Consider the following 24,650-nt stretch of genomic DNA (forward strand, 5'->3'; position numbering starts at 1 on the left):
CCCCGGGCGGGCGGCTTCGCCGTCTACGAAGAGGCGGGCGAGTTGCTCGACTGGGGGTTCGACGCGGCCGGGCGGGTCGAGCCGGTGGGGTCGCTGGACGCCTTGCGGGTCAAGCCGAGGCCCGGGCCCGCGAAGGGGCCCGTGGTGGCGGACGTGGCACCGGAGGGCGGGCCGGCCGGGGCGGGCTGGGCGGAGGCGTGGGCGATCGCGGGCGCCGCCGGGATGGGGGCCGGTGCCACGTCTCTGGTGCTCCGCGGCAAGGGCGTCGAGCGCTCCGAGCCGGAGTGACCGACCGGCAGCCACAGCAGCAGGCCGAGCGTGATCCAGGTGTAGGCGTTGCTGCCGAGGAAGCCGTCGACGCCGGAAGCGTCGTCGAACCACAGCCACACCACGCTGGTGCACAGCATCGCGTACAGGGCGCCCGCGATCCGCAGGTGCCCGGCGCGGACGAGGACGGCGAAGGAGGGCAGCAGCCACACCAGGTGGTGGACCCAGGTGATCGGGCTGACCAGGCAGGCGGTCAGCCCGGTGAGGGCGAACGCCGCCGTCCAGTCCCCCGCGGCGACCGCCCGGCGCGAGCGCGCCACCCAGACGCCCAGGACCAGCAGGGCCACCACCGCCCAGACCGCGCGCTCCGATACGCCGAGGCGGGCCAGGATGCCCTGCAGCGACTGGTTGGAGACGTAGTCGAGGCGGCCCACCCGGGTGGTGTCCCACATCGCCTGGGTCCAGTAGAAGCGGGAGGCGTCGGGGGCCACCCAGGCCGCGAGCGCCGTCGCCGCCGCGGCAACGGCGCTCGCCACGACGGCGGTTCGCGGGCGCCGGGCCACCAGCAGCAGGCCGATGAACGCGGCGGGCGTCAGCTTGATCGCGGCCGCGAGGCCGATGCCCACACCGGCCCAGCGGCCCCGCCCGGTGGCCAGCAGCCGGCAGTCGAGGAGCACGAGCGCCAGCAGCAGGACGTTCACCTGCCCGAAGCTGAAGGTGTCCCGCAGAGGTTCGAACAGGGCCAGCGCGCAGGCGGCCAGCGCACAGCCGTACCAGCCGTAGCGCCGCCAGGCCCGTCCGGCCAGCACGCGCAGGACGAAGGCCAGTGCCGCCAGGTTGAGCAGCAGCGCCACCACGATCGCCGCGTGCAGACCGAGCAGCGCCATGGGCAGCATGGCGACGGCGGCGAACGGCGGGTACGTGAAGCCGTACGTCGTGCCGGGCACCCGGTAGTCGTAGATACGGCCGCCGTGGTGGATCCAGCTGTCCACGGTGCCGTAGTAGACGCGCAGGTCGAACCAGTCGCGCAGCAACGGCACGGTCGCGGTGAAGACGGTCACGGCGGCGGCGAGCAGGAGCACCAGAACGATCCGGCCGCGGTCGGTGTGCGGAAGCCTCATGCGGTGCGCTCCAGCGCCGGGGCCTGCGCCGCGAGATGCGCCTGCCACAGGACGACCACGGCGAGCGCGCCGCCGGAGACCGCCAGCACCAGCTGGCCGGCGTCCGCGGCGCCGCCGCTGGGCAGGACGGCGAGCGCGAGCACTCCCGTCAGGGCCGCCACCCGGTGCCGTACCGACGTGCTGGGCGCGGCGGCGGCGATGAGGAACAGGCCCCACAGGGCGTACCAGGGGCGGATCGCCGGTCCGAAGGCGGCCACGGCCGCCAGGCTCAGGCCCAGCGCGTACACGGGGCGCGGACGCCAGCGCCACCATATGAGGACCACGAGGACCGCCGTGAGGACCAGCCCGAAGACGTGCCACACCGGAACGGCCAGCGGCGCCAGATCGCTGCCGACCTTTTCCAGCAGCGAGGCGGTGGCACGGCCGAGCAGGCTGGTCAGCGCCCAGTTCTGTGGGGAGACCGGGGTGTCCAGGGCGCCTATCCAGCCGTATCCTGTGCCCGCTACGGCGGTTGCGGCGACCGTGGTGGCGGCGGACGCGGCCGTCGTGGTGAGGACGGCCTTCGCCGGGCGGTGGCCCGCCCGCATCTGGAGCAGTACGACCGCGGCGAGGCCGAGTGCGGCAGGGGCCTTGACCAGAGCGGCGAGTGTGACGAGTACGGCGCCCACGACCGGCCACCGGCCGAGGGCCGCGACCAGCCCCACGCCGAGCAGGCCGAGCATGATGGCGTCGTTGTGGGCGCCCGCGACCAGGTGCAGCAGCACGAGCGGGTTCAGGGCGCCCAGCCACAGTGCGGCGGACGGGTCGGCCCCGCTGTGCCGGGCGAGGCGCGGCAGCGCGGCCGCCATCAGCGCGACGCCGAGCAGCGCTATGAGCCTCATGCCGAGCAGACCGGCGGGGAGTTCGCCGCGCGTCAGACCGGACAGCGCGGAGGCCACGCCCATGAACACCGGGCCGTAGGGGGCCGCCGTGTGCCGCCACAGCGGGGCGACCTCGTCCGCGAGCGGGCCGCCGAGGTGGGCGGGCCCGTACGCGTACACGTCGATGTGTGCGTCGACCATGGCGCCTTGGGCCAGGTAGCTGTACACGTCCCGGCTGAACAGCGGCGGCGCGATCAGCAGCGGGGTGGCCCAGAGGGCCAGGACCAGCAGCAGGGCGCGCGGGGTCGGCGGGTCCGCGCTGCGTACGAGGCGGCCGAGCAGCAGCCAGGCCGCTATCAGCAGGACGACGCCGAAGTAGACGCCGACCAGGCCGAGGGCCGCGTGCGCGGAGCTCGGGGCCAGGAGTTCCCGGACCGGCAGCGCGCCGGCCGTCTCACCGCCCAGGGCGAGGAAGGCGGTGCCGGCCAGACCGAGTATCTGGCAGCGGCGGAGATCGAGGGGGAAAGCCATGGCCAACACTCGGTCAGCGTGTCAACGCCGAGTGGCCGGAAAGCGAAGGGGGACCCTCGGGGCAGCGACCTGCGCATGACCGCCGTGTGATCCATCCCGGTCAGAGCGTCACAGGAACCGCGAACTGACCACCGGACCCGAAGACGTGAGGCCGGCCCGGTCGCCCCGGAGCCAGGAGCCGCGCACGGCGGTGACGAAGTCGGTGAGCGCCTCGGCCCCGTCGGCGGGGGTCTGGCCGTCGCCCTCGTCGGGCGAGGCGTCGCCCGCCAGGATGTCGGCGGCGATCTCCCGCTCCGGCCGGTCGTCGGGGGCGCCGCGCTCGACGCTCCCGTCGTCGTCTGCGCGCAGCTGCCCCTCCCAGGGTGCCGTCGCCGACTGGTGCAGCAGAGCGACGCTGTCGGCGGTCACCACCGGCGGGTCGGTCCAGTTGCTCGCGTGTTCGTGCAGGACCTGTCCCGGAGCCCGTTCGAACAGCCCGCCGATGATGTCCGGGCCCCCGTCGGCGGCGGCCACGTCGTTCAGGTCGTACGCGACGACGACGGTGTCCTCCCGGTCAGGCGTGAACGGCTCCGCCGGCAGCTGAAGCAACTCGGCCGCGGCGAGACCGAGGATCCTGCTGCTCCGGTCGGGCAGCAGCGACACCGACGTGGGGCGCACCCCGGCGGCGTCGAGGACCGTCTTCAGCCGCAGCAGGCCCCGCAGGCACTGGTCGTGGGAGTCCTGCAACCAGGCGTACCGCCCGGCCATGCCCGCGTCGAAGCCGTAGGGGGACATCGAGCCGAGCAGGGTGCCGCCGATGACGTACTGCCAGCCCCGCAGATCGCCGCGGTCCAGCGGGCTCACCGGCTCGGCGCTCGCGGCCCGCTCCAGCATGCGGCCCTGGCGGGCCTGGGTGGGCAGCCACATGGCGTCGTCGGGGTCGGACAACCGGGCGTGCTGACGGCGGGCCAGGGCGAGGTCGCCGGACATGAGGGCGTTGAAGACCAGCAGATAGCGGTCCGGCCAGTCGGTGAGCCCGCTCTCGCGCGCGGCCAGGAGGTCCGTCGCCTCGCGGTGGCGGCCCTCGCGCTCGTAGGCCGAGACCAGCTCCCGCAGGACCGCCACCGACGCCGGCGCCTGGTTCAGTGCCCCGCGCAGGGCGGGTATCGCCAGGGAGGGCACGCCGCGCTCGATACAGGCGTACCCGAAGTCGTAGAGTGCCCGGGCCTTTTCGGGTCGGGCGGCGAGGGCGCCTGCCGCCTCGTGGAGATCCTCGAAACCGGCCGCTCCGGCGGCCCGGGCGACCACGAGAGCGACCTCGCCCAGCGGCAGGTCGTCGGTGCCGTGCCGCAACTGGCGCAGGGCGCCGGGCACGTCACCCTCGTCGAGTGCTTCCCAGGCCTTGAGGAGTTCGGGGGTCTTCGGTCGGCGATTCTTGCGCGAGAACATGAGGAGGATCCTCACCGAGGATCCGCATCCCCCTCAACCGCATTACGGAAGAGTCAGAAGACCGACAGCCCGGTGAGCGTCGTGAAGCGGTCGAGGGCGGCCACCCCGGCCACCGAGTTGCCGCGCTCGTCGAGCCCCGGGCTCCACACACACAGCGTGCAGCGGCCCGGTACGACGGCGATGATCCCCCCGCCGACGCCACTCTTGCCCGGCAGACCCACCCGGTACGCGAAGTCGCCCGCCGCGTCGTACGTCCCGCAGGTCAGCATCACCGCGTTGACCTGTTTGGCCTGGCTGCGGGTGAGCAGGCGGGTGCCGTCGGCGCGGACGCCGTGGCGGGCGAGGAAGGTGGTGGCCAGGGCGAGGTCGGCGCAGGACGCCTTGATCGAGCATTGCCGGAAGTACTGGTCGAGCAGGTCCGGCACTGGGTTGTCGATGTTGCCGTACGACGCCATGAAGTGGGCGAGGGCGGCGTTGCGGTCGCCGTGGGTGGCCTCGGAGGCGGCGACGTCGTTGTCGAAGTCGAGGGTCTGGTCGCCGCTCTCGGCGCGGAGGAAGGCGAGGAGTTCGCCCGCCGCGTCTCCGGTACGGGTCTGGAGGCGGTCGGTGACGACCAGCGCGCCCGCGTTGATGAACGGGTTGCGCGGGATGCCGTTCTCGTACTCCAGCTGGACCAGGGAGTTGAAGGGGTTGCCGGAGGGCTCGCGGCCCACGTGCTCCCAGAGTTCGTCGCCCTCTCGGGCCAGGTCGAGCGCGAGGGTGAAGACCTTGGTGAGGGACTGCGTGGAGAACGGCTCGCGCCAGTCCCCCACGCCGTACACCGAGCCGTCGAGTTCCGCGACGGCCATGCCGAAGCGGCGCGGGTCGCAGGCCGCGAGCGCCGGGATGTAGTCGGCGGGCCGGCCGCGGCCGGGGGTCCGCTCGATCTCTTCCGCGATGCGCTCCAGGATCGGCTGGAAGGTCAGTGACGACGTCGACGCTGCCATGATCACCATTGTGCCTCCCTGCCGGTCCCGGTGCGCATCCGCTGGTTCGTGCCTGATCAGGCCAGGGCCTGGCCGCTGCCCGCGACGACCTCCGGCCGCAGCAGGTCGGCGAGGGTCTCGGCCGGCAACAGGCCCTTCTCCAGGACGAGTTCGGCCACGCCCCGGCCGGAGACCAGTGCCTCCTTGGCGATGTCGGTGGCGGGCGTGTACCCGATGTGCGGGTTCAGGGCCGTGACCAGGCCGATGGAGTTCTCCACGGTCCGGCGCAGCGCCTCGGTGTTGGCGGTGATGCCGTTCACGCAGCGCTCGGCGAGGGTCACGCAGGCCGCGCGGAGGTGGGTGATGCTCTCCGACAGGGAGTGCAGGATGATCGGCTCGAAAGCGTTGAGCTGGAGCTGTCCGGCCTCGGCGGCCATGGTGATGGCGACGTCGTTGCCGATCACCTCGAAGGCGACCTGGTTGACGACCTCGGGGATCACCGGGTTGACCTTGCCCGGCATGATCGACGAACCGGCCTGCACCGGCGGCAGGTTGATCTCACCGAGCCCCGCACGCGGCCCGGAGGAGAGCAGGCGCAGGTCGTTGCAGCTCTTGGACAGCTTCACGGCGATCCGCTTGAGCACGCCGGACATCTGGACGAACGCCCCGCAGTCCTGCGTCGCCTCGACCAGGTTGGCAGCCGTGACCAGCGGCAGCCCGGTGATCTCCGCGAGATGACGGCGGGCCGACTCGGCATACCCGGCGGGGGCGTTGAGGCCGGTGCCGATGGCCGTGGCGCCCAGGTTGATCTCATGGATCAACTCCACCGCCTCCGCGAGCCGGGAGCGGTCCTCGTCAATCATGACGGCGTACGCGGAGAACTCCTGCCCGAGCGTCATCGGCACGGCGTCCTGCAGCTGTGTACGGCCCATCTTCAGCACGTCACGGAACTCGACGGCCTTGCGCGCGAAGGAGTCCTGCAGGACGAACATCGCCTTGAGCAGGCCACGCACCGCGAACACCGTCGCGACCTTCACGGCGGTCGGGTAGACGTCGTTCGTCGACTGACCGAGGTTGACGTCCTCGTTGGGGTGCAGGTACTGGTACTCGCCCTTGGCGTGCCCCAGCAGCTCCAACGCCCGGTTGGCCACGACCTCGTTGGCGTTCATGTTGGTCGAGGTGCCGGCGCCGCCCTGGATGACGTCGACGACGAACTGCTCGTGCAGCTTGCCGGCGCGGATCTCACGGCAGGCGGCGACGATCGCGTCGGCCTTCCTCGCCTCCAGCAGCCCCAGCTCCTGATTGGCGAGGGCGGCGGCCTCCTTGACGGCGGCCAGGGCGTCGATCAGGTGCGGGTAGGCGGAGATGGGCGTACCGGTGATCGGGAAGTTCTCCGTGGCACGCAGGGTGTGGACACCCCAGTAGGCCTCGACGGGGACGTCACGGTCGCCGAGGAGGTCGTGCTCACTGCGGGTGGCGGCGTTCATGAGAGTGAGGGTTCTCTTTCTGAGAAGGTGAGGGTGAGCGCCCCTTCAGGGGCGCGGGGCTGTGACATTTTGCGGCTCCGCCGCGTGGGCGCGACCAGCCACATATGGCCCGCAGTCGCCGAACAAGGAGAGCGGCACGTCCTTAGGCGCAAGCCGAAACAGCGACCGGCTCCAGCGAACGAACGGGCCGCACACACCCGACCGCCTGACCGCCCCCGAGCAGCGCCTCACCCTGGAACTCGGTGAGCAGCTCCGGATCGACCCCGGCCCGCGCAAGCGCCGCCGCAGCGACCGGAACTCGCGCCCGGTTCGCCCCGTCGGCGATCTTCACAGCGACGGCCCGCCCGTCCGGCAGGGCGGCGACCTGAACACCCTCGAATCCGTCCTTGGCGAGCAGCCCCGGCACGGCCCGCATCAACGCCGCCACATCCCGTCCGGACCCGGAGGCCATCTCGGCGTGCTCCCGCATCGCGTCGGCGACCCGAGCCTCGGGCGTCCCCGGCGCCGCGGAGGTGATACGAGCCGCCGCGCGGGCAAGGCCATGCAGCGAGATGGAGAACAGCGGCGCCCCGCACCCGTCGACGGTCACCCGCGCGATGCGCTGGCCCGTGAGGTCCTCGACGATCTCGGCGATGGCCTGCTGGAGCGGGTGGCCGGGGTCGAGGTAGTCGTCCAGGGACCAGCCGTTGAGCGCGCAGGTGTACAACATGGCCGCGTGCTTGCCGGAGCAGTTCTGGGCGAGCCGGGAGGGCAGGCGGCCCTCCCGTACCCAGGCGTCCCGCACGACCGGGTCGTACGGCAGGTCCGGGACGTTGCGCAGGTGGTCCTCGGTGAGCGCGGCGAGTTCGAGGATGCGCCGGGTTCCGGCGAGGTGGCGTTCCTCGCCGGAGTGGCTGGCCGCGGTGAGCGAGAGCAGCTCGCCGTCGAGCGGGAGGCCGGCGCGCACCATGGCGACGGCCTGGACGGGCTTGAGCGCGGAGCGCGGGTAGAAGGCGGCCTCGATGTCACCGAGCTGGAACTGGACCTCGCCGTCGGTGCCGAGGACGACGACGGAGCCGTAGTGGATGCCTTCGGTCATTCCGCCGCGTATGAGGTGGGCGACGGGGGCGTGGAGTGGTTCGCGGACAAGGGGTGCGTCCGCTATGGAACTGCTGTACATCACTGCCTGGTGGTGGTGGGTCGATGAGGGGTCGTCGACCGACGCGGGTCTCACGCGTCGGCCTTGCTCGCGGTGCGCGCGACACGGCTGCGAATGCCGTACCAGCCCGCGACCAGCGTCGCGACGATCAGGGGCAGGCACAGCACGGTGGTGCGGCCGGCGCCTCCGTCGGCGTACATGAGGACCAGGACGGAGGCGAGGAAGGCCAGCGTCACGAGTTCGGTCCAGGGGGAGCCCGGCAGTCGGTAGCCGGGGCGGGTGAGCTCGCCCCTCTGGGTCTTCTGCCAGAAGAGGAGGTGACAGACCATGATCATGCCCCAGGTGGCGAGGATGCCGATGGCCGCGAAGTTCAGCACGATCTCGAACGCGTCGGCGGGGACGACGAAGTTGAGGCCGACGCCGAGGACACAGATACCGCTGGTGAGCAGGATGCCGCCGTACGGGACCTGGCTGCGGCTCATCACCGAGGTGAACTTCGGGGCGGAGCCGGACATCGCCATGGAGCGCAGGATGCGGCCGGTGGAGTACAGGCCGGAGTTGAGCGAGGACATGGCCGCGGTCATCACGACCAGGTTCATGACGCCGCCGGCCGCCGGGATACCGATGTTGGACAGCACGGTGACGAAGGGGCTCTCGCCCGCCTTGTACGAGGACCAGGGCAGCAGCATCGAGAGAAGGACGACGGAGCCGACGTAGAACAGGCCGACACGCCACATGATCGAGTTGATCGCCTTGGGCATGATCTTCTCGGGGTTCTCGGTCTCACCGGCGGCGACGCCCACCAGCTCGACGGAGGCGTAGGCGAAGACGACGCCCTGGATGATCAGCAGCATGGGCAGCAGGCCGTTGGGGAAGAGCCGCCGTGGTCGGTGATCAGGGATGGGCCGGGAGTGGTGCCGTCGACGGGGTGCTGGGTGACCAGCAGGAAGATGCCGATGCACATGAAGACGACCAGCGCGCCGACCTTGACGATCGCGAACCAGAACTCCAGTTCACCGAAGATCTTCACCGAGATCAGGTTCACGGTGAGGACGACGGCCAGGGCTATCAGCGCGATCACCCACTGCGGGATGTCGGAGAACATGCCCCAGTAGTGGGTGTACGTGGCCACCGCGGTGATGTCGGCGATGCCGGTGGTCGCCCAGTTCAGGAAGTACATCCAGCCCGCGGTGTACGCGCCCTTCTCCCCCATGAACTCACGGGCGTACGACACGAAGGCGCCGGACGACGGGCGGTACAGGACGAGTTCGCCGAGGGCGCGCACGACGAGGAAGGCGAAGATTCCGCAGACCGCGTAGGCGATGAACAGGGACGGGCCGGCGTCGGCGAGTCGCCCGCCGGCGCCGAGGAACAGGCCGGTGCCGATGGCTCCGCCGATGGCGATCATGTTGACGTGCCGGGACTTCAGCGACTTGCTGTAGCCGGCGTCTCCGGCGTCGACGTGTCCGGACGATGGGCGCGTCTCTTCTTTGAGGGGCTGCTCGCTCACGCCTCGGGTCCGCCTTCCGTGGGGCTGTCCGTGCGCGCTGGGCGCACGATGTCGGTGAGGGTGGTCTCGACGCGGTCCAGGTGATGGGCCATGGCGTCGGTCGCGTCGAGTTCGGAACCGTCGATCAGCGCCTCGACGATCGCCCGGTGCTCGCGGTTGGACTGTTCGCGGCGGCCGCCCAGCTCGTTGAGGAAGGCCGACTGACGCGCCAGTGCGTCGCGGATCTCCTCGATGACCCGGCGGAAGACCGGGTTCTGGGCGGACTCGGCCACGGCCAGGTGGAAGAGGGTGTCCATCGCGACCCACGCGGTGGTGTCCGTCTCCCGCTCCATACGGTCGAGCAGGTGGGCGAGGTGGTCGAGGTTCTCCGGGGTGCGGCGCAGGGCCGCGTACCCGGCGACCGGGATCTCGACATGCCGGCGCACCTCCAGCAGATCGCTGGCCGCGTAGTCGCCGAAGGTGGGGTCCTCGACGGCGTTGGCGACGACGAAGGTGCCCTTGCCGGTCTTGGAGACGGTCAGACCCATGGTCTGCAGGGCCCTGAGGGCCTCGCGCAGGACGGGGCGGCTGATCTCCAGGGTGCGGCAGAGCTCGGCCTCGGAGGGAAGCTTGTCGCCGATGGCGTACTCGCCGCGCTCGATGGCGCTACGGAGGTGCGCCAGGACCGCTTCCATGGCGCTGACGCGCCGCGGAGGCTGACTGGCTGTCCGGCTGTCTGACAGGTTCACGGGAGAGATACTCCGGGTGAGCCGAGGGTGGTGTCAAGGGCACCGAAAGGAAAGATTCATCGGATGTGAAGCCTGAAAACAGACTTCACACCGATTCCCCGTCCGCACCCGGTCAACTGTTGATCACACCTGCGCCCAGCAGCCCGAACAGCAGCACCCCGACGACGATCCGGTAGATCACGAAGGCGTTGAAGGAGTGTTTGGCGACGAACTTGAGCAGCCAGGCGATGGAGGCGTAGGCGACCACGAAGGAGACGGCGGTGCCGACGGCCAGCGGCAGCGCGCCCGTGCCCGTGGTGCCCAGTGCGTCCTTCAGCTCGTAGATTCCGGCGCCGGTCAGGGCCGGGATGCCGAGGAAGAAGGACAGGCGGGTGGCGGCGACCCGGTCCAGGTCGAGCATCAGCGCGGTGGACATGGTGGCGCCCGAGCGTGAGAAGCCCGGGAAGAGCAGGGCGAGGATCTGGGAGCTGCCGACGAGCATCGCGTCCTTGAACGAGGTGTCGTCCTCCCCTCGCTTGTGCCGGCCCGTCCGATCGGCCGCCCACATCACCCCGCTGCCGACGATCAACGACCCCGCGACGACCCACAGCGAGGCGAGCGGCCCCTTGATGAGCGGCTTGGCGGCCAGGCCCACGACGACGATCGGGATCGTCGCGTAGATCACCCACCAGGCGAACTTGTAGTCGTGGTGATACCGCTCCTCCTTGTCCCGCAGCCCGCGCCCCCATGCGGAGACGATCCGCACGATGTCCTTGAAGAAGTACACGAGCACGGCGGCGATCGCGCCGACCTGGATGACGGCCGAGAACCCGACGACCGCGTCGTCGTCGACGGGGATACCCATGAGCCCCTCGGCGATCTTCAGATGGCCGGTCGAGGAGACGGGCAGAAACTCGGTCACCCCCTCGACGGCTCCGAGGACGAAGGCCTGACCGACACTGATGGCGCTCATGGGATCCAGTTCCGGGGGTTCGGCGGGACAGTGGCGCGCACTGTCCTACCAGGTGCGGGTATGGATCCGTGGCATAAGACGACCTCGGCCGGTCGTCTACGCCCACACCGCCTCGGCGATCGTGACCCCCAGGAACGCCGCGCCGAGGCCGACGGTCACGCTGCCCACGACGTTGGCGACGGCGTAGAGCCCCGCCCCCGTCTCGGTCAGCCGAAGCGTCTCGTAGGAGAAGGTCGAGTACGTGGTCAGGGCCCCGCACAGCCCGGTGCCGAGCAGCAGCTGGAGGTGGGAACTCGCGGCGCCCGCGGCCGCCGCGCCGGTGAGCAGGCCCAGGATGAGGCAGCCGGTGACGTTGACCGCGAAGGTGCCCCAGGGGAACACCGAGTCGTGGCGGGACTGCACCGCGCGGTCGGTGAGGTAGCGCAGGGGTGCGCCGACCGTGGCGCCCGCGATCACGAGGAGCCAGTTCACGGCGACTTCTTACCTCCCGTGTCCGATGGGCGTGGCGTGGCGTGGCGGCCGACGTACCGGATGACCTCGCACTCGTCGAGGGTCACCAGCCCTTCGGCGACGAGTTCGTCGAGCTGCGGCAGGAAGGCCCGTACGCGCTCCTCGGTGTCGACGATCACGATCGCGACCGGCAGGTCCTCACTCAGGGACAGCAGCCGCGAGGTGTGGATCACCGAGGACGCGCCGAAGCCCTCGATGCCGCGGAAGACGCTGGCGCCCGCGAGGTCGGCGGCGTGGGCGCGGTGGACGATCTCCGAGTACAGGGGCCTGTGGTGCCAGGTGTCGTGCTCGCCCACGAAGACGGTCACGCGCAGGGCCCTGCCGGTCAGCCTCGTCATGGCTGCCTCCACTTCAGGACGCGGCGGGTCGCCGCCGCAGCGAGCCAGACCACCGTGAGCGCCGCGATCAGGGTGCCGGCCAGGTAGGCCAGTCCGGTGCGGGGGTGGCCGCTGTCGACCAGCTTCTGGATGTCGACGGCGTAGGTGGAGAAGGTGGTGAAGCCGCCGAGCACCCCGGTGCCGAAGAAGGGGCGGACGAGGCGGTGGGCGGCCCACACATCGGTGATGACCACCATGAACACGCCGATCACGGCGCAGCCGACGACATTGGTCCACAAAGTCGCCCAGGGGAAACCGCCCGGGCCGGCCGGCCACCGCAGTGCGGCCGCGTACCGGGCCGTGGCACCGACGGCTCCGCCGAGTGCGACCACCGCGACGATGGGTGCCTGCGTCCGCCAGGCGGGCTGCCGGGGGGTGCGGGCGGGGGCACGCAGGCTCTCGGTTTCCGGGACTGTCATGGTCGTACGTCTCCTACCCGCCGGGGCCCGGGCATGCGGGCCACGCCGTTGCAAGTAGGGACCGTTGGCGGCGCCACTGCCGCGGTTCGGGTACGGCGGGCCCCACCGCCGCGCCGCGAGGGGGATCGCGGCCGGTCAACAGGGTAACTCCGGGCGCCCGTAAGGGGCACTCCGGGATGTGCCCCGCGCGACACCACTGCGCGTGCTGGAGGTTAGCCGCGCGGCTACTGTCGAAGAACAGGGTCCGCAGCTGAGGAGAAGGAGCGTGGTCGGCGTGGCCCGGAGTCGCCGCCTGATCCTGAGCTCGCCTTCGGAGGTCTGGAGCCTGCTCTCCGACGGGCATCGCTACGGGGAGTGGGTCACGGGCACCCAGGAGGTGCTGGCCGCGGACCCGCACTGGCCGCAGGTGGGCGCCCGGCTGCAAGTCCGGGTCGGTGTCGGCCGGCTGGCCCTGGAGGACACCTGTGTCGTCCGCATCTGCGAGCCCGAGCACCGGCTGGAACTGGAGGCGAAGGCGGATCCCTTCGGCGCGGCCCGTATCGCCATGAGGCTGATCCCCTGGGGCGAGCACACGCTCTTCGTCCTCGACTGGCACCCCCTGCGGGGCCCCGGCATCCGGATGCACGGCCTCCCCGTCGACTATGTCGTCGCGATCCGCAACGGCATGATGCTGACGAAGCTGGCCCGGATCGCGGTGCGCGAGCATCAGGAGCTCGGTGCGGGAGCGGGACGCGGGGCGGGCTAGGGGTGGGAGGGTCCGGGCGCCGTCCTGTGCCTACCAGCCCTTCTCGAACATCCGCGCGACCTCGGCGATCCGCATCTCGTCGCGCCGGTAGTGCAGGCGTCGGCCGATCAGCTTCGTGCGCAGCAGGCCGATGTCCACGAGCAGGCCGAGGTGTGTCTCGGCGACCTGGCGCGGCATGCCGAACTTCGCGGCCACGGCGTCCGCGGTGACGCCGTCCTCGACCGGGTCGCCCTCCCGCTGCTCCGGGAAGTGCGCGGCCGGATCCTTCAGCCATTCCAGGATGTCCAGGCGCCTCGCGCTCACGGAAGTCCGCAGCATCTCGTCCCCCTCCGTCGGGCCGCGTCATCACGCTTCTTCCCACTGTCGCGCAGTCGCGGCGGCCGTGTCCGGGACTCTTCGACCCTTGTCCGGTACCGAACGGCCGTACGGCACGGGGTTGTTCGGCCGGACGCGCCAAGGGCCCGGCCGTATGGGCGCGGCCGGGCCCTGTGTTCACTGAATCGACGGACTCAACGGGCTCACCGGTGGCTGAACCATGCCATCGACGAGAGCGCCTTGTCGTCGTAGCCGAACAGGGCCTGGTTCTCCCAGCCGTTGCCGGAGGAGGCGTCGGTCGGGTCCCAGCCGTTGCCGGAGACGGCGGTCCAGGTCGCCTCCCAGTAGAACACGCCGAGGCCACGGCCGTTCGGGACGGCCTCCACGATGCTGGCCACGTCGTTCATCCAGCGGCGCTGTCCGGCCGTGTTCGCCGGGTAGCCGGAGACCAGCTCGCCGGTGGTGTTGATGATCTCCTCGTGCGAGTCCTCGCTGTCCAGCCGGAACGGGTATGCCGTCTCGGCGACGAAGACCGGCTTGCCGTAGCGGGAGGCCGCGTCGTCCAGGGTCGTCTGGAAGTCGTAGAGCGAGCCGTGCCAGTAGCCGTAGTAGGACAGGCCGATCGCGTCGAACTTCACCCCGTTGGACACCGCGCTGTCGAACCACCAGCGGGTGCCGGACAGGTCACCGCCCTTGGCCAGGTGCAGCGCGACCGTGGTGGAGGAGTTGACCGCCTTGACCGCGTCGTAGCCCGAGTTGAGCAGACCGGCGAGCTGCGACCAGTTGCTCGTGGAGCCCTCGTTCCACAGCATGCCGCCGTTGATCTCATTGCCCACCTGGACCATGTCGGCGGTGGTGCCCTGAGCCTTCAACGCGTTCAACACGTCGTACGTGTGGTTGTACACGTCGCTCTTGAGCTGACTGTACGAGTGGCCCGCCCAGGCGGACGGCTTGCTCTGGGCACCCGGGTCGGCCCAGGTGTCCGAGTAGTGGAAGTCGACCAGCAGCTTCATGCCGGACGCCTTGATGCGCTTGGCCATGGCGAGGACGCGCGTCTTGTTGTTGTAGCCGTCGGCCGGGTTGACCCAGACCTTCAGGCGCGCGTAGTTCATGCCGGCGTTCTTCAGGATGGTGACCGCGTCGCCGGTGGTGCCGGAACTGGTCTTGTAGACACCGCCCTTGGCCTCGCTCTTGGCGAGGGAGGAGATGTCGGCACCATGGATCGACGTGCCGCCCGTACCGGACGCGAAGGTCAGGTCGTCGACATTGATCCAGTTGCCCGCGTTCGCGTCACTGTTGATGCTGATGGTGCACTGGTTGTTGGTCACACTGACCGGCACGACGATACGGATCCAGCCGCTCGCCGAGACCGGCAGGTCGGTGCGCTGCTCCGTGCCGCCGCAACTCTTCAGCGCTATGTACGCCGAGTTCTGGCCACCGCCGGAGCGGACCCAGGCGGTGAGCTTGTAGTTGCCGTTGGTCAGCCCGGACAGGTACTGGTACGTCTCCACCTTGTAGGCGGAGGACGCGTAGTGGGTCAGACGGTAACTTCCGCCGTGGCCGCCGGCCTCGGTGAAGGAGGCGGAGTTCTGGCCGCCCGCCGAGTAGGTGGACCAGCCGGCCGGGGTCGCCGTGCCGGTCCCGTCGGACTCGAAGCCGCCGTTGGTGAGCGTGCTGGCCGCCGAGGCGGTCTGCGCGGGCAGGGCGGTGAGGGCGAGTCCGGCGGCGAGGGGCAGCAGCAGGGCTCGGAGGGTGCGTCTGGGATGGAACATCGTCGTCCGTCGTCCCTTCGACGTAAGTGGGGGTTGGGGGTGTCCCTCACCTGGGCGGTGAGGGGCCCCTCCGCCCGCGGCTCGTGGCGCGCGCGGGCGGAGGGGAGTTCGGCTCAGCCGTCGAGTCGTACGACCCGGACGGCTCCCGCGGGGACCTCGAGGCGGCCCGCGGCACGTTCACCGGTCAGCAGCTCGGTGCCGGGCGTCTCCAGCGGCACCTTGGCGTCCGACGCGGTGTGGTTGACGGCGAACAGGTAGCTGCCCGACTCGCCGGCGCGGCGCACGACCTCGACGTCCCGGGGCAGGTCGACACGCGGCGCGACCTGCGCGTCCTCGATCGCCCAGCCCAGCAGCGCGTCCAGGCCCTCGGCGCCCAGCCGGGTGGAGACGTACCAGGCGGTGCCCTCGCCGAAGCGGTGCCGGGTGACGGCGGGGTGGCCTGCGGTCAGGCCGTCGGCATACGTCCAGACGGTCTCGGCGCCGCGCGGGACGACGAACTCGGTCCACACGTCGCCGCTGAGCTCGGAGCCGTCGGGGCCGGTGATGCGCACCAGCTGGTCCTGGAGCAGCGGCGAGAACTCCTCGACCGTCAGGCCGAGGACGTCCCGCAGCTGCCCGGGGCAGGCGCCCTCGTGCACGGCGTCGTGCTCGTCGACGATGCCGGAGAAGTACGACACGACGAGGGTGCCGCCGTTCTCGACGTACCGGCGCAGATTGCGGCCGGCCTTCTCCGTCATCAGGTACAGCGCGGGCACGACGACAAGGGGATAGGCCGACAAGTCGGCTTCCGGGTGGGCGAAGTCGACCGTGAGGTGGCGGTCGTAGAGGACCTCGTAGAAGGCGTCGGCGCGCTCGCGCGGGTCGTGGTCCTCACTGGGTCGCCAGTCGAGGTTCTGCGCCCACCAGGAGTGCCAGTCCCACAGCATGGCCACGTCGGCCTGCGTGCGGGTGCCGCGGACCGTGCGCAACGAGTCGAGGGCGGCGCCGAGTTCGACGACCTCGCGCCACACGCGCGTGTCCGTGCCGCCGTGCGGCAGCATCGCCGAGTGGAACTTCTCGGCGCCGCGCCGGGACTGCCGCCACTGGAAGAACATGGCGCCCTCGGAGCCGCGCGCCACATGGGCGAGGGAGTTGCGGGCCATCTGGCCGGGGGCCTTGGCGGGGTTGCGGGCCTGCCAGTTGACGCCCGAGGTGGAGTGCTCCAGGAGGATCCAGGGCGCTCCCCCGGCCACCGAGCGCGTGAGGTCGCCGGCCATCGCGAGGTTGACATGGGTGCGGCGGCCGTCGGTGATCAGGTAGTGGTCGTTGGTGACGATGTCGACCTCACGGCCCCAGGCCCAGTAGTCGACGGAGTCGCACTGGCTGAGGGCCGTCATGAAGTTGGTCGTGACCGGGAGGCCCGGCGAGAGGCGGTGCAGGATGTCCCGCTCCATACGGAAGTTCTCGCGCATGGTGGCGTCGGCGAACCGCTTGTAGTCCAGCGCCTGGGCCGGGTTGACGGCGGTCGGCGTCGCCCGCGGCGGGTTGATCTGCTCGAAGTCGGCGTAGCGCTGGCCCCAGAAGGCCGTGCCCCAGGCCTCGTTGACCGCGTCGACCGTCTCGTACGTCCTCGCCAGCCAGCGGCGGAAGTGCGCGGCGCAGGAGTCGCAGTAGCAGGCGGAGACGGGGACGCCGTACTCGTTGTGCACGTGCCACATGGCGAGCGCCGGGTGGTCGCCGTAGCGCTCGGCGAGCTGTGTGGTGATGCTCGCGGCGGCCGCACGGTAGTCCGCGTTGCTGTGACATATGGCGGCGCGCGAGCCGAACTCGTAGCGCACACCCTCCGCCGTGACCGGCAGGGCCTCGGGGTGGGCGCGGTAGAACCAGACCGGCGGGCAGACGGTGGGCGTGCCCAGGTCGACGCGGATGCCGTTCTCGTGCAGCAGGTCGAACAGGCGGTCCAGCCAGCTGAAGTCGTACGCCCCGGGTGAGGGCTCCAGCAGGGCCCAGGAGAAGATCCCGACACTCACCATCGTGACGCCGGCCTCCCGCATCAGCCGGACGTCCTCCTGCCAGACGCTTTCCGGCCACTGTTCGGGGTTGTAGTCACCACCGAACGCGAGCCCGGTGAGGCCCCTGGGGTTGGTCTCCGGCATGGATCTCTCCCGTTTTATCGATCATTTGGGAACGTGCACACACTGGATCAGCGGTGCGAGCCCAACATAACCGCACAGCAAGAACCATTGACAAGTGTCCGGGATGTTTCTCTACTGTGAACGCTCACAGAAGCATGGCGGGCCCTCGCAGCAGGCGGCGGCTCCAGGTCAGGGGAGAGATCCATGCCCATCACGAAGCGTCGGCGACTCGTTTTCAGAAGTGCGGCCACCTGCGTCGCCGTCGCCCTCGGTGCCACCGCCCTCGCCGCTTGCGGCTCCGAAGACGCGAGCGAGGACCCCTCGGGGCCGGTCTCGCTGACGTACTGGACCTGGACGCCCGGCATGGACAAGGTCGTCGACCTGTGGAACAAGGGCCAGGGCAAGAAGGACCAGATCACGGTCACGGTGAAGAAGCAGGCGTCCGGCGACACGCTGGTCACCAAGATCCTCACCGCCCACAAGGCGGGCAAGGCCCCGGACCTGGTCCAGGCCGAGTACCAGGCGCTGCCGACGCTGGTCAGCAATGACGCGGTCGCGGACATAGCGAGCGAGGTCGGCGACGCGAAGGGCAAGTTCGCCGAGGGTGTGTGGCAGCAGACGACGCTGGGCACGGACGCGGTCTACGCGGTCCCGCAGGACATCGGGCCGATGATGTTCTACTACCGCCAGGACCTCTTCAAGAAGTACGGCCTGACGGTCCCGACCACCTGGGAGCAGTTCGCCGAGACCGCCCGCGCGCTGAAGAAGAAGGCTCCGGACAAGGACCTCACCACCTTCTCCGCCAACGACTCCGGCCTCTTCGCGGGCCTCGCCCAGCAGGCCGGCGCCAAGTGGTGGACGACCTCCGGTGACAAGTGGAAGGTCGGCATCAATGACGCCGCCTCCCAGAAGGTCGCGGAGTTCTGGGGCGACCTCGTCAAGGAGGGCGCCATCGACAACCAGCCCATGTACACCCCGGCCTGGAACAAGGCGCTCAACACCGGCAAGCAGATCGCCTGGGTCAGCGCGGTGTGGGCCCCGGGCACCCTGACCACGGCCGCACCCGACACCAAGGGCAAGTGGGCCATGGCCCCGCTCCCCCAGTGGTCGCAGTCGGCGAACGTGACCGGCAGCTGGGGCGGCTCCTCCACCGCCGTCACCACGGACTCCAAGAACAAGGCGGCCGCCGCCAAGTTCGCCGCCTGGCTGAACACCGACGGCGACGCGCTCAACGCGCTCGCCAAGGAGAGCGGCATCTACCCGGCCTCCACGTCGGCCCAGCTCAGCGGCGCCTTCACCACGCCGCCGGACTACTTCTCCAACCAGCCCGACTTCTACACGAAGGCCGCCGAGATCGCCGAGACGACGGCTCCGTCGGCCTGGGGCCCGAACGTGAACGTCGCCTACACGACCTTCAAGGACGCCTTCGGCTCCGCCGCCAAGAACAAGTCGGACTTCGCCGCCGCCCTGAAGAGCATGCAGGACGACACGGTCGCCGACCTCAAGAAGCAGGGCTTCGGGGTCTCCGAGTGACCAGCACAAGCCGGAGGGCGTACGGGGTGAAGGGGGCCCCGTACGCCTTCCTCCTCCCCGCGACGATCCTCTTTCTGCTCTTCTTCGCGCTGCCCATCGGGTACGCGATCTGGCTCAGCTTCCGCAAGGTGAAGGTCTCCGGGCTCGGGCTCGGTTCGGGCGCCCGCAAGGAGGTCTGGGCCGGGCTGGAGAACTACACCGACGCCCTCACCGACAACGAGCTGGTCGACGGCGCGCTGCGCGTGCTCGGCTACGGCTGCATCGTGGTGCCGGTGATGCTGGGCCTCGCCCTGCTGTTCGCGCTGATGCTCGACTCCGACAAGGTGCGGCTCGCGCCCTTCACCCGGCTCGCGATCTTCCTGCCGTACGCCATCCCCGGCGTCGTGGCCGCGCTGCTGTGGGGCTTCCTGTACCTGCCGGACGTCAGCCCCTTCTACTACGTGCTCGAGAAGCTGGGCATGCCGCAGCCCGACCTGCTGGACGGCGGGCCGCTGTACCTCGCCCTGTCGAACATCGCGGTCTGGGGCGGCACCGGCTTCAACATGATCGTCATCTACACCTCGCTGCAGGCGATCCCGGCCGAGGTGTACGAGGCGGCCAAGCTGGACGGCGCCACGCCGCTGCAGATCGCGCTGAGGATCAAGATCCCGATGGTGGCGCCGTCGCTGGTGCTGACCTTCTTCTTCTCGATCATCGCCACGCTCCAGGTGTTCAACGAGCCGACCACCCTCAAGCCGCTCACCAACTCCGTGTCCACGACCTGGAGTCCGCTGATGAAGGTGTACCAGGACGCCTTCGGCAAGGGTGACATCTACGCGGCGGCCGCCCAGGCCACGATCATCGCCCTGGCCACGCTGCTGCTGTCCTTCGGCTTCCTGCGGGCCGCGAACCGTCGGAACAAGCGGGACGTCAGTCAAGGAGGGGCGCGATGAGTTCTCTTGCCGTCGGCAAGGCCGACACCGCCGCGGGCGCCACGCCCGGCACCGCGCAGAACCGCCCGCCGCTGCGCCGCCGGATCGCGCTGATCCCGACGGTCACGCTGCTGCTCGGCGCGCTCTACTGTCTGCTGCCCGTGGCGTGGGTGGTGATCGCGGCGACCAAGTCCGGCAGCGAGCTGTTCTCCACGTTCACCTTCCTGCCGGGCACGGGGTTCGCGGACAACTTCTCGGATCTGAGCGCCTATCGGGACGGCGTGTACTGGGAGTGGATGGGCAACTCGGCCCTCTACTCCGGTCTCGGCGCGCTGTTGTCCGCGTGTGTGTCGGCGTTCAGCGGTTACGCGCTGGCGATCTACCGCTTCCGCGGCCGCGAGACGATCTTCAACGTCCTGCTGGCGGGTGTACTGATGCCGCCGGTCATCCTCGCCATCCCGCAGTACCTGCTCTTGGCGAAGGCGGACCTGACGGACTCCTACCTGGCGGTGCTGCTCCCGCAGATCCTCTCGCCGTACGGCGTCTACCTCTCCCGGATCTACGCCGCGGCCGCCGTCCCCAGTGACGTGATCGAGGCGGGGCGGATGGACGGCGCGAGCGAGTGGCGGATCTTCACCCGGGTCGCGCTGCCGATGATGGTCCCCGGCATGGTGACGGTGTTCCTCTTCCAGTTCGTGGCGATCTGGAACAACTTCCTGCTGCCGTACATCATGCTCAGCGACGACGAGAAGTTCCCGATCACGCTCGGCCTGTTCACGCTCCTCGAACAGGGCGCCAACACGCCCGCGCTGTACACGCTGGTGATCACCGGCGCGTTCCTCGCGGTCATTCCGCTGGTGGCGCTCTTCCTGGTCGTCCAGCGGTTCTGGAGCCTGGACCTGCTCTCCGGGGCCGTAAAGTCATGACCATGAGCAACACGGGGGGCCGACGCAGACCGCCGACGATCCACGACGTGGCGCGCGAGGCCGGAGTCTCACGGGGCACGGTCTCGCGGGTGCTCAACGGCGGGCACTACGTCAGCCCGACCGCGCAGGAGGCGGTCAACGCGGCGATCCGCAAGACGGGTTACGTCGTCAACCGGCATGCCCGCTCGCTGATCACGGGGCGTTCGGACTCGATCGGCTTCCTGCTGACCGAGCCGCAGGAGAGGTTCTTCGAGGACCCCAACTTCAACGTCCTGTTGAGCGGCTGCACGCAGGCGCTGGCCGCGCACGACATTCCGCTGCTGCTGATGCTGGCGGGCACACAGGACGAACGGCGGCGCATAACGCGGTACATCACGGCCGGGCACGTCGACGGGGTGCTGCTGGTGTCCAGCCACTCCGGTGACCCGGTGGCCGAGGAACTGCGTGCGGCGGGGGTGCCCCTCGTCCAGTGCGGCAAGCCCATGGGGCTCGGTTCCAAGGTGAGTTATGTGGCCGCGGACGACCGGGACGGTGCCCGTGACATGGTGCGCCACCTGCTGTCGCTGGGCCGCCGCCGGATCGGCATGGTGAGCGGCCCGCTGGACACCCCGGGCGGTGTCGATCGCCTCGCCGGCTACAAGGAGGTGCTCACGGAGGCGGGCGTCGAGATCGACGACCGGCTCATCGTCTCCGGCGACTACAGCCGGGCCAGCGGCGAGGCGGGGGCCGCACGGCTGCTGGCGCAGGCCCCTGACATGGACGCCTTGTTCGTGGCCTCCGACCTGATGGCGCAGGGCGCCCTGGCCGCGCTGCACCGGGCGGGCCGCCGGGTGCCCGAGGACGTGGCGGTGGGCGGCTTCGACGACTCCGTCGCGGCGACGGAGGCCACCCCCGCCCTGACGACGATCCACCAGCCCTACGACCGCATCAGCGCCGAGATGGTGCGGTTGCTGCTCGCGCAGATCGGCGGTGAGGATCCGTCGGCCGTGATCCTCCCGACGGAGCTGGTGAAGCGGGAGTCGACGTAACGGCGTGAGCGGGACGCGAGGGCGCGCCGGACGGTGATGCAGCCGTGCGGCGCGCCCTGTCTGCGCGACCGGTGCAGGGATCGATGCGACCGGTCAGGAATCAAGAAGCCGTCCGCCGCTCCCCGCCCTAGCGTGAAACCACCGACGAAAACCGTCGGCGCGCATTTCACGTCAGGAGCAGCCCATGACCGCCGGAATCAACACGATCATCTACCCCGTCAAGGACCTCGACGGGACGAAGGCCCTGTTCAGGGCCCTGCTGGGCACGGAACCGTATGCGGACGAGCCTTACTACGTCGGTTTCAAGGACGCCGGACAGGACGTCGGCCTCGACCCCAACGGGCACACGAAGGGCATGACCGGTCCGGTCCCCTACTGGCACGTCGACGACATCAGGACGACCCTCGCGGCCGTGCTGGAAGCGGGCGCCCAGACGCTGCAGGACGTCCACGACGTCGGTGGCGGCAGGCTGATCGCCTCAGTGAAGGACGCCGACGGCAATCTCGTAGGACTCCTCCAGGACCCGAAGGGCTGAGACCGGACGTCGGTCGCGCTTCGCTTGCGCGTGCACTAGTTGCACAGTCAACAAATGGCCGGATCGGTGTTACCGTGCCGGTATGGCAGCGAAGACGGCCGACGCAGGGCTCGAGGAACGGTGGCGGGACATCCTGTCGGTGCACGCGCGCACCATGTGCGAGATCGACCGCGTGCTGCACCCGCACGGCCTGGGCGCGAGCGACTTCGAGGTGCTCGACATGCTCGCGTCGGCGGCGCCCGAGGAGGGCGAGCAATGCCGGGTGCAGAACCTGGTCGGACGCGTCCATCTCAGCCAGAGCGCGCTGTCCCGGCTCATCGGGCGGCTGGAGAAGGACGGCCTGGTGGAGCGTTCCGTCTGCGCGGAGGACCGGCGCGGCGTGTACGTCGCGCTGACCGGCAAGGGCCGCGACCTGCACGCCGAGGTCCTGCCGCTGCAGCGTGACGTGCTGGCCCGGATGCTGGGCGGCTGAGGCCGGGCGACGGACGCGGACACCGGGCCCTGGACACGGACACCGGGCCCGGGACGCGCGTGGGAGGCGGCGGGCGAGATCTACGCGCCGGCGGATGCCGTGCAGCGGCGGCTGACGGAGGCGCTCGATCCGCGGGGGGCCTCACCCCCGGAAAGGCGCTGTGAGCACACGAAGGGGATGAGCGGCTCGGTGCCCGCTCATCCCCTTCGCTTCGCGTCGCGGTCCGGCGCTACGGCCGCGCCAGCAGGGTCCGTACGCCCTCCGACGTCAGAGTCAGGGGGTGTGCGGAGCCGGCGTCTATGGTCAGGGCCAGGTCGTCGGCCGGCCACTGCGAGGCGAGTGCGCCCAGCGGTACCAGGCGGTAGCGGGAGACGAAGGGCAGCAGCTCGGCCATCGCCGGCTCGGAGGTGAACACGGGGACGACCGGCTCGCCGCCCGCCCTCTCGATGACCGGCAGCGCCACGGCGCCGGGGTCGGTGGCGTCCTGCTCGGCGTCGTCCGGGACGGGGACGAGCACGTCGCTGCTCGCGAGCGTGTCCATCGCCGCCCTGTCCTCGGTGTTGTCGGCCAGCGCGTCCAGCGCCCGCCGGGCCGGTGTGGTGGTGTTGTCGTTCGCGGGTGTTTCCATGGCAGATCCCCTGGTAGCGGCGGTCGGGCGGTCCTGCTCGCGTACCCGGTCCGGACCGGAGCATTCCTATGGCCGACCAGGGGATCGGCCGGGTGACAGAAGAACGTCCTCAAGGAATCAACGGAATGTGCTCGGAGGGAAGCCCCAGGCGGTCGCAGCCGACCCGGCGAGCGAGGGGCTCGGCCATACTGGGGCCGACGTGGGTCCAGTACGTGGCCGCGTCCCGGAAGTAGCGCTGCATCCGCTCGCCGTCGCGCGCGTGCCGGGAACCGGCCGTGCGGAAGAGGGTGCCCTGCAGGACGTCCCATGTCATGCGGCCCGCGTTCAGGAACATGAGCGCGAGGCGGTTGTCCTCGGCGACGGTGAAGGGGGCGCTGCCGGTGGCGTTGCGCCGGCAGCTCTCCATCCATTCCTCGGCGGTGCGCTGCAGTGCCGCCTCGGCCGTGTGGATCACCCCGAGGGCCTCGCCGAGGTGCCGCTGGTAGTCGTGGAGTTCGGCGCGGGTGCGGCCGGGTTCCAGGATGAGGGGGCGCTCGGCGACGGCACGGGCGTACTCGTCGGCGGCGGCGTACGCGGTGCCGATCATGATGGCGGCCAGTTCGCCGTGGAAGAAGCTCGGCGCCCGCCCGGCGTACATGGGGTTGCCGTGCAGTTCGGAGCCGACGCTTCCGCCCTCGACGGGCAGGTCGAGCAGGCTCGCCTCGCGGGTGAGGTAGGCGGGGATGCGGGCCTGTTCCATGTGGATGCTGTTGGAGCCGCTGCCGCGCAGGCCGAGGACGCCGTGCCAGTCGTCGAGCACGGTCCACACCGCGCGCGGGGCGACGAACAGCACCGGCGGTCCGGGCGGGGCGCCGGGCCGTTCGGGGGCGCGCAGGGTCTGGCCGACGTAGTGGGTGGAGTAGGGGGCTCCCGAGGAGTACGGCCAGGTGCCGTCGAGGACGACATGGCCGTCGCCGTCCGGCTGGGCGACGCCGATGGGCGCGACCGAGGACGCGGCACGGAAGTCGCCGTCGGCGCCGAAGACCTCGTCCTGGGCCTTCTCCTCGAAGAGGGTGGCGACCTGGAGGACGTGGGCGGCGGTGAGCGACAGGGCCCAGCCGGTGGAGGGACAGCCGCGGGCGATCTCGGTGACGACGCGGTAGAAGGTGGGCAGGCCGAACTCGTAGCCGCCGTACCGGCGCGGCTGGAGGATCCGGTAGAAACCGGCCCGCAGGAAGTCGTCGTGGGTGTCCTTGGGGTAGTGCGTCAGCCGTTCGGTCTCCGGCTGGCGTTCGAGCAGCACGGGCCGCAGGTGCACGGCGCGTTCGACGAGGTCGCGTTCGGTCAGACCGGGCTCGGGAGCGGCGATCACGATGCCTCCTGACGTGGGGGGCCGTCC

Annotated in this window: 23 protein-coding genes and 1 pseudogene; 7 read left to right on the forward strand and 17 right to left on the reverse strand. The window is 70.5% G+C overall.

Annotated elements, in window-relative coordinates; all coding sequences use genetic code 11:
- Positions 1 to 23 precede the first annotated feature (23 nt).
- The 12 genes and pseudogenes from AB5J49_RS02435 to crcB (AB5J49_RS02490) all read right to left on the reverse strand — a co-directional run bounded on the left by AB5J49_RS02435 (position 24) and on the right by crcB (AB5J49_RS02490) (position 12,293).
- Entirely contained in the window at positions 24 to 1,388 is a 1,365-nt protein-coding gene (locus AB5J49_RS02435) for a glycosyltransferase family 87 protein (protein WP_369166805.1), read from the reverse strand.
- On the reverse strand, positions 1,385 to 2,779 hold the full coding sequence (gene mptB, locus AB5J49_RS02440) for a polyprenol phosphomannose-dependent alpha 1,6 mannosyltransferase MptB (RefSeq protein ID WP_369166806.1): 1,395 nt from the start codon (positions 2,777 to 2,779) through the stop codon (positions 1,385 to 1,387). The genes AB5J49_RS02435 and mptB overlap by 4 nt, the downstream gene beginning before the upstream one ends.
- Before the next feature lie 108 nt (positions 2,780 to 2,887).
- The gene (locus AB5J49_RS02445) at positions 2,888 to 4,207 is read right to left on the reverse strand and encodes a tetratricopeptide repeat protein (RefSeq protein WP_369166807.1); all 1,320 of its coding nucleotides are present in this window, start codon (positions 4,205 to 4,207) and stop codon (positions 2,888 to 2,890) included.
- Positions 4,208 to 4,260: 53 nt separating this feature from the next.
- A complete protein-coding gene (locus AB5J49_RS02450) occupies positions 4,261 to 5,202 on the reverse strand; it encodes a glutaminase (protein WP_369166808.1) in 942 nt (313 codons plus the stop codon).
- A 47-nt stretch (positions 5,203 to 5,249) separates the two neighbouring features.
- Positions 5,250 to 6,659, reverse strand: a complete 1,410-nt coding sequence (gene aspA, locus AB5J49_RS02455) for an aspartate ammonia-lyase (RefSeq protein ID WP_369166809.1) — start codon at positions 6,657 to 6,659, stop codon at positions 5,250 to 5,252.
- A gap of 142 nt (positions 6,660 to 6,801) precedes the next feature.
- Positions 6,802 to 7,818 (reverse strand): asparaginase, encoded by a 1,017-nt coding sequence (locus tag AB5J49_RS02460; RefSeq protein WP_369166810.1) that lies wholly within the window; start codon positions 7,816 to 7,818, stop codon positions 6,802 to 6,804.
- A 50-nt stretch (positions 7,819 to 7,868) separates the two neighbouring features.
- Positions 7,869 to 9,307 (reverse strand): annotated as a pseudogene (locus AB5J49_RS02465) (amino acid permease).
- Positions 9,304 to 9,981, reverse strand: coding sequence for a FadR/GntR family transcriptional regulator (locus AB5J49_RS02470; protein ID WP_274247991.1), 678 nt, complete (start codon positions 9,979 to 9,981; stop codon positions 9,304 to 9,306). The pseudogene AB5J49_RS02465 and the gene AB5J49_RS02470 overlap by 4 nt, the downstream one beginning before the upstream one ends.
- A gap of 166 nt (positions 9,982 to 10,147) precedes the next feature.
- Positions 10,148 to 10,987: an undecaprenyl-diphosphate phosphatase gene (locus AB5J49_RS02475; RefSeq protein WP_369166811.1), complete on the reverse strand. Its 840-nt coding sequence runs from the start codon at positions 10,985 to 10,987 to the stop codon at positions 10,148 to 10,150.
- Positions 10,988 to 11,083: 96 nt separating this feature from the next.
- Positions 11,084 to 11,458, reverse strand: coding sequence for a fluoride efflux transporter CrcB (gene crcB, locus AB5J49_RS02480; RefSeq protein WP_369166812.1), 375 nt, complete (start codon positions 11,456 to 11,458; stop codon positions 11,084 to 11,086).
- Positions 11,455 to 11,835, reverse strand: a complete 381-nt coding sequence (locus AB5J49_RS02485) for a DUF190 domain-containing protein (protein WP_369166813.1) — start codon at positions 11,833 to 11,835, stop codon at positions 11,455 to 11,457. The genes crcB (AB5J49_RS02480) and AB5J49_RS02485 overlap by 4 nt, the downstream gene beginning before the upstream one ends.
- On the reverse strand, positions 11,832 to 12,293 hold the full coding sequence (gene crcB / locus AB5J49_RS02490) for a fluoride efflux transporter CrcB (protein ID WP_369166814.1): 462 nt from the start codon (positions 12,291 to 12,293) through the stop codon (positions 11,832 to 11,834). Before crcB (AB5J49_RS02490) ends, AB5J49_RS02485 begins: the two co-directional genes overlap by 4 nt.
- A gap of 274 nt (positions 12,294 to 12,567) precedes the next feature.
- Between crcB (AB5J49_RS02490) and AB5J49_RS02495 the strand changes: the two genes are divergently transcribed.
- Entirely contained in the window at positions 12,568 to 13,038 is a 471-nt protein-coding gene (locus AB5J49_RS02495) for an SRPBCC family protein (protein ID WP_369166815.1), read from the forward strand.
- 30 nt (positions 13,039 to 13,068) lie between these two features.
- On the opposite strand, the gene AB5J49_RS02500 is transcribed toward AB5J49_RS02495, so the two are convergent.
- The 3 genes from AB5J49_RS02500 to AB5J49_RS02510 all read right to left on the reverse strand — a co-directional run bounded on the left by AB5J49_RS02500 (position 13,069) and on the right by AB5J49_RS02510 (position 17,260).
- Positions 13,069 to 13,356 carry an ArsR family transcriptional regulator gene (locus AB5J49_RS02500; RefSeq protein ID WP_369166816.1) on the reverse strand — a complete coding sequence of 96 codons (288 nt, stop codon included), beginning with the start codon at positions 13,354 to 13,356 and terminating at the stop codon, positions 13,069 to 13,071.
- A gap of 200 nt (positions 13,357 to 13,556) precedes the next feature.
- Positions 13,557 to 15,125, reverse strand: a complete 1,569-nt coding sequence (locus tag AB5J49_RS02505) for an arabinogalactan endo-beta-1,4-galactanase (RefSeq protein ID WP_369166817.1) — start codon at positions 15,123 to 15,125, stop codon at positions 13,557 to 13,559.
- 113 nt (positions 15,126 to 15,238) lie between these two features.
- A complete protein-coding gene (locus tag AB5J49_RS02510; RefSeq protein ID WP_369166818.1) occupies positions 15,239 to 17,260 on the reverse strand; it encodes a beta-galactosidase in 2,022 nt (673 codons plus the stop codon).
- A gap of 183 nt (positions 17,261 to 17,443) precedes the next feature.
- On the opposite strand from AB5J49_RS02510, the gene AB5J49_RS02515 reads away from it, so the two are divergent.
- The 6 genes from AB5J49_RS02515 to AB5J49_RS02540 all read left to right on the forward strand — a co-directional run bounded on the left by AB5J49_RS02515 (position 17,444) and on the right by AB5J49_RS02540 (position 22,644).
- On the forward strand, positions 17,444 to 18,772 hold the full coding sequence (locus AB5J49_RS02515) for an ABC transporter substrate-binding protein (RefSeq protein WP_369166819.1): 1,329 nt from the start codon (positions 17,444 to 17,446) through the stop codon (positions 18,770 to 18,772).
- Complete coding sequence (locus AB5J49_RS02520) at positions 18,769 to 19,704, forward strand: carbohydrate ABC transporter permease (protein WP_369166820.1); 936 nt, start codon at positions 18,769 to 18,771, stop codon at positions 19,702 to 19,704. Before AB5J49_RS02515 ends, AB5J49_RS02520 begins: the two co-directional genes overlap by 4 nt.
- A complete protein-coding gene (locus AB5J49_RS02525) occupies positions 19,701 to 20,609 on the forward strand; it encodes a carbohydrate ABC transporter permease (protein ID WP_369166821.1) in 909 nt (302 codons plus the stop codon). Before AB5J49_RS02520 ends, AB5J49_RS02525 begins: the two co-directional genes overlap by 4 nt.
- On the forward strand, positions 20,606 to 21,637 hold the full coding sequence (locus AB5J49_RS02530; protein WP_369166822.1) for a LacI family DNA-binding transcriptional regulator: 1,032 nt from the start codon (positions 20,606 to 20,608) through the stop codon (positions 21,635 to 21,637). The genes AB5J49_RS02525 and AB5J49_RS02530 overlap by 4 nt, the downstream gene beginning before the upstream one ends.
- A 184-nt stretch (positions 21,638 to 21,821) precedes the next feature.
- Positions 21,822 to 22,172 (forward strand): VOC family protein, encoded by a 351-nt coding sequence (locus tag AB5J49_RS02535; RefSeq protein WP_369166823.1) that lies wholly within the window; start codon positions 21,822 to 21,824, stop codon positions 22,170 to 22,172.
- A gap of 82 nt (positions 22,173 to 22,254) precedes the next feature.
- On the forward strand, positions 22,255 to 22,644 hold the full coding sequence (locus tag AB5J49_RS02540) for a MarR family winged helix-turn-helix transcriptional regulator (protein ID WP_369166824.1): 390 nt from the start codon (positions 22,255 to 22,257) through the stop codon (positions 22,642 to 22,644).
- A gap of 229 nt (positions 22,645 to 22,873) precedes the next feature.
- On the opposite strand, the gene AB5J49_RS02545 is transcribed toward AB5J49_RS02540, so the two are convergent.
- Together AB5J49_RS02545 and AB5J49_RS02550 are read right to left on the reverse strand one after the other, a co-directional pair.
- The gene (locus AB5J49_RS02545; RefSeq protein ID WP_369166825.1) at positions 22,874 to 23,272 is read right to left on the reverse strand and encodes an SseB family protein; all 399 of its coding nucleotides are present in this window, start codon (positions 23,270 to 23,272) and stop codon (positions 22,874 to 22,876) included.
- Positions 23,273 to 23,381: 109 nt separating this feature from the next.
- On the reverse strand, positions 23,382 to 24,623 hold the full coding sequence (locus AB5J49_RS02550) for an acyl-CoA dehydrogenase family protein (RefSeq protein WP_369166826.1): 1,242 nt from the start codon (positions 24,621 to 24,623) through the stop codon (positions 23,382 to 23,384).
- Positions 24,624 to 24,650 lie beyond the last annotated feature (27 nt).

Origin of the sequence: Streptomyces sp. R28 (assembly GCF_041052385.1) — a bacterium.
Taxonomy (GTDB): Bacteria; Actinomycetota; Actinomycetes; order Streptomycetales; family Streptomycetaceae; genus Streptomyces.

Bases quoted from the DNA above. Each gene is read 5' to 3' on its own strand.
- AB5J49_RS02535 (WP_369166823.1), top strand. From the start codon at position 21,822: ATGACCGCCGGAATCAACACGATCATCTACCCCGTCAAGGACCTCGAC.
- AB5J49_RS02450 (WP_369166808.1), bottom strand. From the start codon at position 5,202: ATGGTGATCATGGCAGCGTCGACGTCGTCACTGACCTTCCAGCCGATC.
- AB5J49_RS02530 (WP_369166822.1), top strand. From the start codon at position 20,606: ATGACCATGAGCAACACGGGGGGCCGACGCAGACCGCCGACGATCCAC.
- crcB (WP_369166814.1), bottom strand. From the start codon at position 12,293: ATGACAGTCCCGGAAACCGAGAGCCTGCGTGCCCCCGCCCGCACCCCC.
- AB5J49_RS02470 (WP_274247991.1), bottom strand. From the start codon at position 9,981: ATGGAAGCGGTCCTGGCGCACCTCCGTAGCGCCATCGAGCGCGGCGAG.
- AB5J49_RS02435 (WP_369166805.1), bottom strand. From the start codon at position 1,388: ATGAGGCTTCCGCACACCGACCGCGGCCGGATCGTTCTGGTGCTCCTG.
- AB5J49_RS02515 (WP_369166819.1), top strand. From the start codon at position 17,444: ATGCCCATCACGAAGCGTCGGCGACTCGTTTTCAGAAGTGCGGCCACC.
- mptB (WP_369166806.1), bottom strand. From the start codon at position 2,779: ATGGCTTTCCCCCTCGATCTCCGCCGCTGCCAGATACTCGGTCTGGCC.
- AB5J49_RS02445 (WP_369166807.1), bottom strand. From the start codon at position 4,207: ATGTTCTCGCGCAAGAATCGCCGACCGAAGACCCCCGAACTCCTCAAG.
- AB5J49_RS02460 (WP_369166810.1), bottom strand. From the start codon at position 7,818: ATGTACAGCAGTTCCATAGCGGACGCACCCCTTGTCCGCGAACCACTC.
- AB5J49_RS02485 (WP_369166813.1), bottom strand. From the start codon at position 11,835: ATGACGAGGCTGACCGGCAGGGCCCTGCGCGTGACCGTCTTCGTGGGC.
- aspA (WP_369166809.1), bottom strand. From the start codon at position 6,659: ATGAACGCCGCCACCCGCAGTGAGCACGACCTCCTCGGCGACCGTGAC.
- AB5J49_RS02540 (WP_369166824.1), top strand. From the start codon at position 22,255: ATGGCAGCGAAGACGGCCGACGCAGGGCTCGAGGAACGGTGGCGGGAC.
- AB5J49_RS02510 (WP_369166818.1), bottom strand. From the start codon at position 17,260: ATGCCGGAGACCAACCCCAGGGGCCTCACCGGGCTCGCGTTCGGTGGT.
- AB5J49_RS02475 (WP_369166811.1), bottom strand. From the start codon at position 10,987: ATGAGCGCCATCAGTGTCGGTCAGGCCTTCGTCCTCGGAGCCGTCGAG.
- AB5J49_RS02500 (WP_369166816.1), bottom strand. From the start codon at position 13,356: ATGCTGCGGACTTCCGTGAGCGCGAGGCGCCTGGACATCCTGGAATGG.
- AB5J49_RS02545 (WP_369166825.1), bottom strand. From the start codon at position 23,272: ATGGAAACACCCGCGAACGACAACACCACCACACCGGCCCGGCGGGCG.
- AB5J49_RS02505 (WP_369166817.1), bottom strand. From the start codon at position 15,125: ATGTTCCATCCCAGACGCACCCTCCGAGCCCTGCTGCTGCCCCTCGCC.
- AB5J49_RS02525 (WP_369166821.1), top strand. From the start codon at position 19,701: ATGAGTTCTCTTGCCGTCGGCAAGGCCGACACCGCCGCGGGCGCCACG.